10 protein-coding genes are annotated in these 11,886 nt (G+C 71.3%); 7 read left to right on the plus strand and 3 right to left on the minus strand.

Annotation, left to right across the window (positions count from 1 at the left end):
• Nucleotides 1-901: 901 nt before the first annotated feature.
• Genes ACFFNX_RS26100 through ACFFNX_RS26110 form a run of 3 tightly spaced genes read left to right on the plus strand, consistent with a single transcriptional unit; the run spans nucleotide 902 to nucleotide 2,366 of the window.
• Nucleotides 902-1,693: an AfsR/SARP family transcriptional regulator gene (locus tag ACFFNX_RS26100; protein WP_378207586.1), complete on the plus strand. Its 792-nt coding sequence runs from the start codon at nucleotides 902-904 to the stop codon at nucleotides 1,691-1,693.
• 55 nt (nucleotides 1,694-1,748) lie between these two features.
• Nucleotides 1,749-2,105 carry a DurN family substrate-assisted peptide maturase gene (locus ACFFNX_RS26105; RefSeq protein WP_378207589.1) on the plus strand — a complete coding sequence of 119 codons (357 nt, stop codon included), beginning with the start codon at nucleotides 1,749-1,751 and terminating at the stop codon, nucleotides 2,103-2,105.
• Nucleotides 2,106-2,129: 24 nt separating this feature from the next.
• Nucleotides 2,130-2,366: a cinnamycin family lantibiotic gene (locus tag ACFFNX_RS26110; protein ID WP_378207592.1), complete on the plus strand. Its 237-nt coding sequence runs from the start codon at nucleotides 2,130-2,132 to the stop codon at nucleotides 2,364-2,366.
• A gap of 239 nt (nucleotides 2,367-2,605) precedes the next feature.
• On the opposite strand, the gene ACFFNX_RS26115 is transcribed toward ACFFNX_RS26110, so the two are convergent.
• Nucleotides 2,606-2,980 carry a pentapeptide repeat-containing protein gene (locus ACFFNX_RS26115; RefSeq protein ID WP_378207613.1) on the minus strand — a complete coding sequence of 125 codons (375 nt, stop codon included), beginning with the start codon at nucleotides 2,978-2,980 and terminating at the stop codon, nucleotides 2,606-2,608.
• Between the two features lie 1,040 nt (nucleotides 2,981-4,020).
• Between ACFFNX_RS26115 and ACFFNX_RS26120 the strand changes: the two genes are divergently transcribed.
• The 4 genes from ACFFNX_RS26120 to ACFFNX_RS26135 all read left to right on the plus strand — a co-directional run bounded on the left by ACFFNX_RS26120 (nucleotide 4,021) and on the right by ACFFNX_RS26135 (nucleotide 9,994).
• The gene (locus tag ACFFNX_RS26120; RefSeq protein WP_378207595.1) at nucleotides 4,021-6,864 is read left to right on the plus strand and encodes a type 2 lanthipeptide synthetase LanM family protein; all 2,844 of its coding nucleotides are present in this window, start codon (nucleotides 4,021-4,023) and stop codon (nucleotides 6,862-6,864) included.
• Nucleotides 6,865-6,883: 19 nt separating this feature from the next.
• Nucleotides 6,884-7,795 (plus strand): Nif11-like leader peptide family natural product precursor, encoded by a 912-nt coding sequence (locus tag ACFFNX_RS26125; protein ID WP_378207598.1) that lies wholly within the window; start codon nucleotides 6,884-6,886, stop codon nucleotides 7,793-7,795.
• 9 nt (nucleotides 7,796-7,804) lie between these two features.
• Nucleotides 7,805-8,839 (plus strand): ABC transporter ATP-binding protein, encoded by a 1,035-nt coding sequence (locus tag ACFFNX_RS26130; RefSeq protein ID WP_378207601.1) that lies wholly within the window; start codon nucleotides 7,805-7,807, stop codon nucleotides 8,837-8,839.
• A 288-nt stretch (nucleotides 8,840-9,127) separates the two neighbouring features.
• Nucleotides 9,128-9,994 (plus strand): ABC transporter permease, encoded by an 867-nt coding sequence (locus ACFFNX_RS26135; RefSeq protein WP_378207616.1) that lies wholly within the window; start codon nucleotides 9,128-9,130, stop codon nucleotides 9,992-9,994.
• Between the two features lie 330 nt (nucleotides 9,995-10,324).
• Here the strand turns inward: ACFFNX_RS26135 and ACFFNX_RS26140 are convergent, their stop codons facing one another.
• Nucleotides 10,325-10,867 (minus strand): hypothetical protein, encoded by a 543-nt coding sequence (locus tag ACFFNX_RS26140; RefSeq protein WP_378207604.1) that lies wholly within the window; start codon nucleotides 10,865-10,867, stop codon nucleotides 10,325-10,327.
• A 14-nt stretch (nucleotides 10,868-10,881) separates the two neighbouring features.
• On the minus strand, nucleotides 10,882-11,886 hold a 1,005-nt coding region (locus ACFFNX_RS26145), incomplete at its 5' end, for a [protein-PII] uridylyltransferase family protein (RefSeq protein WP_378207607.1).

Here is an 11,886-nt window from a genome sequence, read left to right on the forward strand (position 1 = left end):
CGAATCCACCCACGCCCACCAACACCCCTCACGCACAGGCCCAAGGCCCGAGCCAAACCCGCCCACACCCACCAACACCCGGCTGAGGTGGGTCCGGCGATCGCGGCCACGCCCGCGACCCCGGCCCAGACGCTGAGCGCTGAGCCGACGGCCGGCGGTCCGGCGGCGGCGGTCGGCGGTCGGCGGTCGGCAAGCCGGTGGTCGACGTTCGGCGGTTCGACGTTCGGCGGTTCGACGTTCGGCGGTTCGACGGTCGGCGGTTCGACGGTCGGCGGTTCGACGGTCGGCGGTTCGACGGTCGGCGGTCGGCAGTCCGGCGAACCAGCGGTCGGCGGTCCGGCGGTCGGCGAATCGGCGAACCAGCGGTCCGGCCGTCCGGCCGTCCGGCGAGGGCCGGCTCCGAGACTCCGCATACGCGCCGGTCGCTCAGCGCCTCAAGGGGGCCCGCCAGACTTCCAGGTCACCTCTGTCTCCACCACAGTCTCCCTTGACCTCACCTCTCCGTCTCCCCTTCCTCCCGCTCCCTCCCCTCCACCGGGCAAAATATCGCCACTAATCCACTTTTAAAGGCTCAGGGAAATCGCAGCGAAGCCGCCGATCACCCTCGGTCACACGCGTGAAAACGGAACGCCGATATCCGCCGTGGCTCTCATCCGGGAGAAAGGGCTCGCCTGACGCCGTCTTCCCAGGCCATCGCCCATTGATCGTGATTGTCCCTCAACGTCCTGAGCTGTATCGTACGAGCCCGAAACCGGTGACACAGAAGTGCCACGGACGCTCCCTCACGGCCGTGAACACAGAAAGCCCGAGTTGACCATAAATCAAATGATTTCGGCGAGTTCCCCCGTCGTCGGCCCAAGAAGCCGGATCGCGGTAAGACAAGCGAGTCTGGAGTTCAGTCGTGCATGGTCTAGATTTCCGCATCCTCGGTCCGCTCGAGGTCTCCGCCGGCACCCGGCGGGTGCCCGTCGCGGCGGGAAAACAGCGGACGCTCCTCGCCACCCTGCTGCTCAGCGCGAACCAGACCGTGCCGATCGAGGAGCTCACCGACCGCCTCTGGTGCGGTGACCCTCCCCGTTGCCCTCGCGGGGCGCTGCACACGTACGTCACGCGGCTGCGGCAGACGCTCGATCGCCACGCCGGCGGCGGGTCCGGGCTGATCAACACTTCCCCGGCCGGGTACGGCATCGAGGTCGACGCCGGTGGGCTCGACCTGATCCGCTTTCGCACGATGGTCGCCGAGGCGCGTACGGCCGGGCGACGTGGCGACCTGGCCGCCGAGTCCGCCGGGCTCACCGCGGCACTGGACCTGTGGCGCGGCCCGGTCCTGTCCGACCTACGGTCCGAATCCCTGCACCGCGACGTCGTCCCCAGCCTGGTCGAGGAGCATCTGCGCACCCTGGAGCGACGCCACGAGGTCGACCTCGCACTCGGCCGGCACGACCGCCTGGTCGGCGAGCTGCGGGCGCTGACCGGCAAGCACCCCTTCCACGAGCGCTTCTGGGGCCAGCTGATGGTCGCCCTGTACCGCTGCGGCCGACCGGCTGAGGCACTCGAGGCGTACGGCCAGGTCAGCGCGTCGCTGCGCCATCGTCTCGGCGTCTGCCCGGGCCCGGAGGTACGCGACCTGCACACCGCGATCCTGCGCGACGACCCCCGGCTTTCGTCAACGCCACCTGAAGGCGAACTGTAAGCGGACTGAAAGAACCCCTTCCTACGTTGGGAACGCCGACAAAGAAAGGGTTCTCATGAGCGCCAAAGGTCCGACGCTGTATCCGGGTGTGGATGCGATCCGGCAGGTTCAGCTATTGATGATCTTTTGCTCGCTGCTACCTCCGGACGGAAGGCTGCGCGAAGTTCTCACCCGCGCGCTCACACTGCACGAAGAACCCATTCTTTCCCGAACCACTCCCATGACCGAAATTCAGCCTCATGCCACAAAGGCGTGGCTCGAGTCCATTTGGAGAGAAAGCGGGCTGTCCCCGGACGAAAAGGAGTTGGTTCGCTGGCAGAACGACAGTGACAACATGGCGGCCGCCATCCGAGAGCTGAAGAACGTCGAGCGGCAGATCGGCATCCGGCTCGTCGCCGAGAAGAACCAGTAGTCCACGCCCACACAGGAGGTATCCGTGTCCGAGACCATGACGCTCCAGGCCGTCGTCGACAGCGAGTTCCGTACCGAGCTCCTGGCCGATCCCGCGGCCTTCGGCCTGTCCGGCTCCTCGCTGCCCGCTCCCATCGAGCAGCCGGACCAGAAGTCACTCGATTTCTGGACCGAGGGCGTCGCCGCGATGGAGATCTACGCCTGCCGGACGAGCTGCAGCTGGGGGCCGATCACGGCGGTCTGCGACGGCACCACCAAGTAAGCGACAGAGGGGCCCACACCCCGCGGTGGGCCGGCCGGCGCCGGCCCACCGTTCCTCGCGATCGCAGGAGCGGCTTCTCCCCATGAGCGACCATTCCTTCCTCGACATCGCCGCCCGCGCCGCCAACCTGTCCGAGCGCACACAGGTCGTCACCACCCTGCGCGCCTCGGGCACGGCGGCGACGCCCGGCGTCCTTCCCGCCTTCGACACATGGAAGATCGACCGCCTGGCGACCAAACTCACCACCAGACTCCACACGAACGCCAGAGGCGCACCCCGCGCAACCGAGCCCCACGCAACCGAGCCCGACGCGACCGGCTTCCGCGCAACCAGGCCCAGCGCAACCGGACCCCGCACATCCGGGCCCGGCGCAAACGAGCCCCACGCCACCGGACCCCACGCCAACGGACCCCACGCAACCGGACCGGGCGCAACCGGACCGGGCGCAACCGGACCGGGCGCAAACGAGCCCCGCACAAGCGGACCCCGCGCAACCACGCCCCGCACAAACGAGCCCAGCGCAAACAGGCCCCGCGCAACCGGGCCCGGCGCAGACGAGCCCCGCACCAGCGGACCCGGCACAAGCGTGCCCAGCGCAAACGTGCCCAGCGCAGGCGCGAACGGTGCGGACACGGCCGGAGCGACCGCGTCTCAGGCCGCCATGGGCGATATCAGCGCGTACGGGACCGGCACGGGCGAACGCTCTCAGCGCGAAGCCACCAAACACGAGATCGCCACCGTACTGACCGTCTACCGCCACCACGAGCTCGGCCTGGCGGACGCCGGCGAGGAGATACGAAAGGCGTTCGGGGACGTCCACGCGTCGTGGCTCCCCGTCTATCGCGCGGCCCTGCGCGGCTTCGCCCGCCCACGGGCGCCCTGGCCTCCCGCCGCCACTCCCGTCGCCACTCCCGTCACCCCTGCCCCGTCGGCACCCCACACCCCGCCGTCCTCCCCCACTCGACCGACCCATCCACCAGAGCCCTCGCCCGATCCCCACTCACGCACCCGGTCCCTCGCCCCACCAGGAGCGCCGACCGACTCCCATTCGCAGCACCCGTCAGTGGCCCCGCCCGACTCCCACTCACGCATCCGGTCCCTCGGCCGATCAGAAGCGCCGACCAATCCCCATACGCACAAAGGGTCACAGCACCCGTCAGAGACCCCAGCCGATTCCCACTCACCCCGATCCCTCGAGCCACCAGAAGCGCCGATCGATCTCCATACGCACACCCAGACCCCGCACCGGCCAGAGACCCCGCCCGATTCCCCTACACATGCCCAGACCCCGCAACCGCCGGAGACCCCAACCGATCCCCATACGCACACCCGATCCCAGTGCCTGCCAGAGACCCCAGCCGGTAGCCATACGCACAACCGGCCCCGGCGCCCGCCAGAGGCCCCGGCCGATTCCCCTAGACACCCCCAGACCCCGCAACCGTCAGAGGCCCCAGCCGATCCCCCTACACACATCCGGCCCCAGGGCCCGCCAGAGGCTCCGGTCGATTCCCCTACGCACACCCAGACCCCGCACCCGCCAGAGACTCCGGCCGATCTCTACTCGCCCACGCCGCCCGACCACCCGGCGGAGGCACCGCCCCGCCACCCCTCCACCGCCCGGCCGCACCACCCGGCGGACGCGCCGTCGGGTCGGGTGGCGGACGCCGTACCGGGCGGAAGCCGGTGGGAGTTCGACGTCTACTACGGTCGGCTCGCGATCGCGTGTGAGCCGTTCCTCGCCGAGCTCGGCCGACGGCTGGACGAGGAACGCGCGCGACATCCCGGGCTCTTCGACCAGCGGCTCGTCGACGACCTCCAGCGGCATCTCCTCGACCGCTTCGAGCTGTCGCTCGCCTGGGCCGTGGAGGCCGACGCGAACGTGCACTGCGCCCGTACCGGCATCGATCGGGCGTCCGCGACCCGCGAGGAGTACCTCGCCTATCTCGACGAGACCTTCGCCGACGCCGACGCCTACCACCGCTTCTACCTGCGGTTCCCCGTCCTCGGCCGGTGGCTCGCCGAGGTGACCGGCATGCTCGCCGGGTTCGGCGCCGAGTTGATCGGCCGTCTCGCCGCCGACCGCGCCGACATCGGCGCCGCCTTCTTCGGCGAGGAGATCACCGCGTTCCGCTCCGTACGCCTGGGCCTGTCCGACCACCACGCGGGCGCGCGCAGTGTCGCGATCGTCGAGGTCGCGCTCAGCGGCGGCGGCACCGGCGCGTTCGTCTACAAACCGCGTTGCGTCCGCTCCGAGGCCGCGATGCAGGACCTGCTGCGCAGGCTCCGCGACGACGACGTCGTCGCGTTCTCGACCCGGCCGGTGCTGCCGAGGCCGTCGTACGGCTATGAGGCGCTGATCCCCGCCGGCCGCAACCACCTGGCCGCCCGCGAGCAGGTCGAGCGGGTGTATGAGGAGCTCGGCGGCCTCCTCGGCGTCTTCTACGTCCTCGGCGGCGGCGACCTGCACTTCGAGAACATCCTGATCGCCGACGGGCACGCCTACGTGTGCGACTGTGAGACCGTCCTCGGCGTGCTCCCGGTCGGCCAGACGCGGCCGGCCGGCACCCTGCTCGACTCCGTCTTCAAGACCGGGCTCCTCGAGTGGCCGCGCACCACGACGTCCGCGACCGAGATGCGGATCAGCGGTTACTCCGGCGGTGAGGCGTACGAGATGCCGATCCCGGTGCCGCGCGTCAACGAGCACCGCCTCAGCTTCCGGGCGTCGGTGACCCACCGGTCGGGCGTGCACGTCGAACCGGCCGGGTCCAACCGCGTCTTCCTCGGCGATCGGCTGATGCAGCCGTGCGACTTCACCGACGCGATCATGGACGGTTTCGGGCGGGTGTACGCCTGGTTCGCGCAGCGGAAGGACGACGCGATCCGCGAGGTGAGCGAGATCTTCGCGGACACCTCGGTCCGGTTCATCAACTGGGGCACCCAGGTCTACTCCCAGCTGCTGATCTCCGCGCGCCATCCCAAGTGCCTGGTCGACCCGCTGGAGGTCGACCTGCTCGTCGGCACCGTGACCACCTTCCCCCGCACCTGGGACACCGACGGCACGCTCGCCGAGCGCGAGCTGGTCTCCCTGTGGCGGCTCGACATCCCGATCTTCACCGCGCCGGCCGGCGACCGGTGGCTGGTGCACGACCACGCCGTACGCCTGCGCTCCGGGCTGGAGGTCTCCCCCATCGAGGGGGCCGCGCAGCGGATCCGGCGGCTGTCGCGGGCCAACCGGGCGCAGCAGACGCAGTACATCGCGGCCAGCCTGTCGTCCGGCGAGGTCGCCGGCCCGGCGTTCGTGACCGCGTCGCTGGAGTACGCCACACGGATCGGCGAGCGCCTGTGCCGAACGCTCCGCGACCCCTCGGCGCCCGCGCCCTGGACCTCGTACGGCCTCACCGGCGACGGCATGGCCGAGGTGGACATCGACGGCGACCTCTACCACGGGTCGGCGGGCGTCGCGCTCTTCCTGGCCTACCTCAACGACCTGGTGCCCCGGCCGGAGTTCCGGCGTGCCGCCGGGCGCGCCCTGTCACACGCCGTCACCCACACCGACCGGCGGCGGCCCGGCGCGTTCCAGGGCCTCGGCGGGCTCATCTACGTCCTCACCCACCTGCACCACCTGTGGCAGGACCGGAGCCTGCTCGAACTCGCCGTGCGCCTGAGCCGTGAGCTGCCCGGGCCGATCGACGCGGACACCCACTTCGACGTGCTCAGCGGCTGTGCCGGCCTCATCCCGGTGCTGCTCGGCCTCGGCCGCGAGACCGACGGTCAGGGGATCGAACACGCCACGCGCTGCGCGGACCTGCTGCTGCGGCACGCGGTCGAGGACGGCGACACGCTGAGCTGGCCGCTCATCGACCCGGGCGAGGCCGTGGCGAACCTCACCGGTTTCTCCCATGGCGCGGCCGGCATCGGCTGGGCCCTGATCCAGCTCGGCAACCTGATCGACGACCCGGTCTACACCGACGCCGGGCGGCGCGCCTTCGCGTACGAGGCACGCCACTTCGACGAGGCGCGGCAGGACTGGTACGACCTGCGCACCAGCCCCGGCGGCGTCGAGCGCGACGGCCGGCACTTCGCCAACGCCTGGTGCAACGGCGCGGCCGGTATCGGGCTGAGCCGCATCGCGAGCTGGGCGGCGCTCGGCGGCGACGACGAGCTGCTGCTGCGCGAGGCCCACCAGGCGCTCGCCGCCACGATGCGGGGCTTCCCCCGCCTGATGAACGACACGCTGTGCCACGGCCGCACCGGCAACGCGGAGCTGTTCCTGCGGTTCGCGGTGCTACGCGACGAGCCGGCGTTCCGGCTCGAGGCGAACATCCAGGTACAGGAGCAGTGGCGGCACCTCGACGACGCCGAGAACGGGGTCATGGAGGGCGGGTTCTTCCCGGGCCTGATGCTCGGCCTGTCCGGCTTCGGCATGCACTTCCTGCGCCTGGCCCGGCCCGACCAGGTCCCCTCCGTCCTGCTGCTCGATCCCGTTCCCAGCCGATAAGCCGATAAGGAGACATCTCATGTCCGTCGAGTCCAGCCGCGCCTTCCTCCAGATCGCCTACGATTCCCCGGAGCTGAAACAGCAGCTCAAGGCCGTCACCGGCACGCGGGAGATCGTCCGGCTCGGATCACGCTACGGGTACTCGTTCGACGTGCCCGACCTGATGGAGGCCTCCTCCACCTTCGCTTCCGGAGAGCCGCCCAAGACGGCGCGGCGTCCTGCCGAGGCCGATCGCGCCGCCGGGCCGCTCCACCACGAATACCGGCTGGAGGACCTGCCCGGCCTGAAGGGCGTCATCGACCAGCTCCCCCATCTGAAGATCAAACCGCCCTCATTCGACCTCGGCCGGTTCGCGCGGACCTTCCGCGAGGACGACCTGCGGTCGACCGACCTGTCCCCGGCGGACCCGGAGTTCCAGGCCTGGCACGAGTCGATGATGAAGGCGCACTGGCGTGACCCGGCCCTCGGCTCCGGCGCTCCCCGCCGCGACTTCCACCTCGTCAACCTCGACGAGCACATCGACCATCCCGGGTACGACCGCTACCTCGAGGCCAAGCACCGCATGATCCGCACGCTGGAGGAGTTCTTCTCCACCGAGATCCGGTTCTCGGGCAGCCTCTGGTACCCGCCCTCCAGCTACCGGCTGTGGCACACGAACGAGACGCAGCCGGGGTGGCGGATGTACGTCGTCGACTTCGACGAGCCGCCCGCCGAGCCGGACGACACGTCGTTCTTCCGCTACATGAACCCCCGCACGGACGAGATCGTCACGCTGCGGGAGACGCCGCGGATGGTCCGCTTCTTCAAGGCCGAGCAGGATCCGCGCCGGCTGTTCTGGCACTGCATCGTGAACCCCACGCCGCGGCACCGGTGGAGCTTCGGGTTCGTCGTGCCGGACGACTGGATGACCGCGATCACGCGGCGGGTCTGAGGCGTCCACGTGTTCGGGCTCAGGCAGCGCTCCGCCTCACGCTCACCCGCGTCCGGTCCACGCGACCCCGCCCTCGCCCCGTACGACGCGGGCCCGGCGCCGGACACACCGGCGATCCGGGCCGTCGGCGTGCGCAAGTCCTATCCGGGCGTGGAGGCGGTACGCGGCATCGACCTGACGGTCGGGCAGGGCGAGACGTTCGGCTTTCTCGGCCCGAACGGCGCGGGCAAGACCACGACCATCGCGATGCTCTGCACGCTGGTCACCCCGACGGCGGGACGCATCGAGATCGCCGGCCACGACACGCGGACCGCGCCGGACCGCGTGCGCCGCGACCTCGGCCTCGTCTTCCAGGAGACCACGCTCGACGGCGACCTGACCGCCGAGGAGAACCTCCGCTTCCACGCCGACCTGTACGCCCTGCCCCGGGCGACGCTGTCGGCACGGGTCGACGCGATGCTCGACCTCGTCGGCCTCGTGGCCCGCCACGACACGCTCGTCCGCACCTTCTCCGGCGGCATGCGCCGCCGGCTGGAGATCGCCCGCGGGCTCCTCCACCGGCCACGCGTGCTGTTCCTGGACGAGCCGACCATCGGCCTGGACCCGCAGGCCCGCGCCCGGCTGTGGACCCACCTCGGCGAGGTACGCGAGCGCGAGGCGACGACGCTGTTCCTCACGACGCACTACCTGGAGGAGGCCGAACGCTGCGACCGCGTCGCCATCATCGACGACGGCCGCATCGTCGCCCAGGGCACGCCCGCCGAACTCAAGTCCGTCCTGGGCGCCGACCGCGTCGACCTGCGCACCGCCGACGACGAGGCGGCCGCGACCACGTTGCGCACGAGGTTCGGAGTGACGGCCGTCACGGGCCCGCACGGCGTACGGGTCGAGGCCGACGACGGCGCCCGGCTGGTCCCCCGCCTGTGCGCGGGCCTGGACGTCCCGGTCTACGAGGTGACGGTCACCCGCCCGAGCCTGGACGACGTCTTCCTCCACCACACCGGCCACCGCATCCGCGACGACCCGACGACCGACCCGCGATGACCGACCCGCCGCGCACCCGGTCCACCACGACCACACATCGACGAACCCACAGGTAATCCACCACGCCTCATCCACGACAGAAACACCTCGACCAAACGAATCGCACTCTGGCCGCACATCTACCAGCCGACAGACGGCCCCGCCATCCCTCCGCGACCTCATGAACCGCTGCTCCACCACGTGGCGGTCGTGGCGCGACCGGGCGGGCACTCTCCTGAAAGGTATGACCCTCATGACTCCTGCGCGCGTCGTCGTGCGGTGTCCGCCCCTACGGCCCGGGCGGTGCTCATGACGCATGCCGCTCACGCGCGGTACGAGGCGGCCGGTGCCGGGCCCGGGCGGCTCGGCGCCGAGTTGCGGGCCGCGCGGATGGTCTGGCGGCGAGAGATGCTGCACTTCGTCCGTGACCGTACCGGCACGTTCGTCGCCCTCCTTCAGCCGTTGTTGTTCCTGTTCGTGCTGGGGGTCGGGCTCGGACGGCTGTTCGCCGGCGCCGGAGGCGGTTCGGCCCGGGACTATCTCACGTTCCTGTTTCCGGGGGTACTCGTCATGGCCGCGCAGCCCGCCGCGATCTCCGTCGGCGCGTCGATCGTCTGGGACCGGGAGTCCGGCTTCCTGCGCGAGATGCTCGTCGCGCCGGTCCGCCGCGGCACGCTGCTGGCCGGCAAGTGCCTCGGCGGCGCGACCGTCGCCACCTGCCAGGGCACGGTCGTGCTCGCGGGCGCGGGGCTGATCCACATCCCGTACGATCCGGCGCTGTTCGCGCTGCTGCTGGCCGAGCTGGCGCTGACCGCGCTCGCCATGACGGTGCTCGGCGCGGTGGTCGCGGTCGTCATCCGCCGCGCCCGTACGTTCACCACGGTGCTGAGTGTGCTGATGACGCCGCTGATCTTCCTGTCCGGCCTGATGTTCCCGGTCGCGGCGATGCCCGCCTGGATGGCATGGCTGACGCCGGCCGACCCGCTGACGTACGCGGTGGACGCGATGCGACGCACCATCACCGCCTACCGGCCGTCCCCGAGGGCGTCGGAGCTGTTCGAGCCGGTTGTCTGGGCCGGTTTGCGCCCCTCGCCGGTGCTCGAACTCGCCGTGGTCGCGGCGTTCACGGCCCTTGCGCTGACGATCGCCGCCCGCCGCTTCGCCCGCACCGGCTGAGAAACCCAGGCGACGGGGGCCGAGCACCCGCCGAGACGCGGCCGGACCGAGGGGTCAGCGCCGGGCCGACCTGCCACCCACCGAGACAACGCCCACACCAAGCCGCACCCGAGAAGCCAGCGCCCAGCCAACCCACCAAAACGCAACCGGACCAAGCCGTACCCGGGAGGCCAGCGTCCAGCCGGCCCGCCCCCACCGAGACACGCCCGAACCACTCCGTCCCCGAAGGGTCAGCCCCCAGCCAGCCAGCCCGCCACCCGCCAAGACGCAACCGAACCACACCACACCGAAGGGGCAGCATCCGGCCAACCTCCCACCACGTCCGGAGGGTCAGTGGCCGGGCGGGCCGTTCCGCAGGAGTTCGCGGTGGCGTACGGGGGCGGACGTCGAGCGGCGGACGGCCGCGAGGACCTCCTCCAGCGGAAGCGTCAGCTGGTCGGCGCGGACGAAGATCGGGCCGCCGACCCGTGAGCTGCCGCTGCGGGCGAACCACCGTGCCGTTCCGCGGTGCGCGGTCTCCACCTGACCCGCGTCCACCGGCACGAACACCAGCAGTTCCGCGCGGCCGGGTCGGCGCTCGACCCGGACCTCGGCAACGTTCGACCAGGGCAGGCCGACCCGCGCCGAGTGCAGCGTGACCCCGTCCTCGCTGATCGTGAGGAGCGGGGCGCCGCGCAGCGCGCGTACGACGGCGCGCAGGAACAGCGGCACGAAGACGAGCGCCACGAACACGAAGGCGACCAGGAACGGCGTGCTGATCAGCGGCCCGTCGTCGAGCACGGCGTACGCGGCGTACCCGGCCGCCAGCGGCGGCAGCATCGCGAGGATGCCGGCCTTGGCCACGCCCGACCACCGATATCCGACAGTCAGCATTCGTCCCCTAAGGCTCAGGTGTTCGCGGTATCTCCGTAGAAAACGCGCTCGACCACCTTACGGGCGTGGCGGGCGTGGCGCCGGTAGTCCTCCAGCAAGGCGCCGGAGGCCGGGTAGCCGAGCACTCTGGTCACCGCCGAGCGCTCGCGGTGGTGCTCGGTCGGCAGCAGGTCCGACGCCCGCCCGCGGACGAGCATGATCGCGTTGCGGATCCGGGTGGCCATGCGCCAGGCGTCGGTCAGGATCTCGGCGTCGTCGGGGGCGAGCAGGTCCGCCTCCACGGCGGCGTCGAGGGCGGCGAGCGTCCGGGTCGTACGCAGGCCGGGCACGTCGTGCGCGTGCTGGAGTTGCAGCAGCTGCGCCACCCACTCCACGTCGGACAGGCCGCCGGGGCCCAGTTTGGTGTGCAGCCGCCGGTCGACGCCGCGCGGCAGGCGTTCGGCCTCCATGCGGGCCTTGAGCCGGCGGATCTCCCGCAGCGCCGTCTCGTCGATGCCGTTCTCCGGCCACCGCACCGGGTCGATCAGCGCCTGGAAGCGCTCACGGAGCCCCTCGTCGCCGATCAACGGCACGGCGCGCAGCAGGGCCTGGCTCTCCCATGGCGCCGACCAGCGGCGGTAGTAGGAGGCGTACGAGTCGAGGGTGCGGACGAGGGGCCCCTGCCGTCCCTCCGGCCGCAGCCCGGGGTCGATCGCCAAGGGCGGGTCGGGCGCGGGCAGGGCGAGCAGCCGGCGGAGCTCCTCGGCGACCGCGTGCGCGACGGACGAGGCCTCGCGCTCGTCGGCGCCGGGCAGGGGGTCGTGCACGAACATGACGTCCGCGTCGCTGCCGTAGCCCAGCTCGTACCCGCCGTACCGGCCCATCGCCACGATCGCGAACCGGGTCGGGAGCGGGCCCTCGCGCTCCGCCGAGATCCGCTCGATCGCGACCCGCAGCGCCGCGTCGAGCGTGACCGTGGTGAGCGTGGTCAGGGCCTCGGCGGCGACACGGTCGTCGAGCAGGCCGAGCAGGGCGTGGAC

Origin of the sequence: Actinoallomurus acaciae (assembly GCF_042429965.1) — a bacterium.
Classification (GTDB): domain Bacteria; phylum Actinomycetota; class Actinomycetes; order Streptosporangiales; family Streptosporangiaceae; genus Actinoallomurus; species Actinoallomurus acaciae.

Excerpts from the sequence above, each read along its gene's own strand:
- ACFFNX_RS26135 (WP_378207616.1), top strand. The coding sequence starts at position 9,128 with ATGACGCATGCCGCTCACGCGCGGTACGAGGCGGCCGGTGCCGGGCCC.
- ACFFNX_RS26125 (WP_378207598.1), top strand. The coding sequence starts at position 6,884 with ATGTCCGTCGAGTCCAGCCGCGCCTTCCTCCAGATCGCCTACGATTCC.
- ACFFNX_RS26140 (WP_378207604.1), bottom strand. The coding sequence starts at position 10,867 with ATGCTGACTGTCGGATATCGGTGGTCGGGCGTGGCCAAGGCCGGCATC.
- ACFFNX_RS26105 (WP_378207589.1), top strand. The coding sequence starts at position 1,749 with ATGAGCGCCAAAGGTCCGACGCTGTATCCGGGTGTGGATGCGATCCGG.